We start from the raw sequence: 255 nt of genomic DNA, 5'->3' as shown, positions 1-255 counted from the left end.
GATCGTAGCGGGAACTCCATTCCCGTTCGAGCAGCAATCCCAGCCACTCAGCGTGCGAGAGATGTTCAGCTTCACCGTTGGAGATGAGCTCCCCAAAGGCCTTTGCCATGCCGGCCAGGCCCATGGCATTGAGTTTGTCGAGTGTTGGATGAGCAAGCATTCTTCTTTCTCCTTAGTGGTAGTAGCGAGGTCCGCGGATGTTTTCGTGGTGGATAGGCTCATGCGAGGCTGGTCCATTGGTGGTGGCGGCTCGAT

1 pseudogene is annotated in these 255 nt (G+C 56.5%); it reads right to left on the bottom strand.

Annotation, left to right across the window (positions count from 1 at the left end):
* A pseudogene (locus MRBLMR1_RS30895) lies at positions 1 to 160 on the bottom strand (ATP-binding protein); the annotation flags it as partial.
* Between the last annotated feature and the right edge of the window lie 95 nt (positions 161 to 255).

It is taken from the genome of Neorhizobium sp. LMR1-1-1.1, from assembly GCF_040675795.1.
In the GTDB taxonomy this organism is placed as follows: domain Bacteria; phylum Pseudomonadota; class Alphaproteobacteria; order Rhizobiales; family Rhizobiaceae; genus Neorhizobium; species Neorhizobium cellulosilyticum.
Note: the sequence above shows the minus strand (reverse complement) of the source record. Positions and strands in the feature narration are given on the sequence as shown.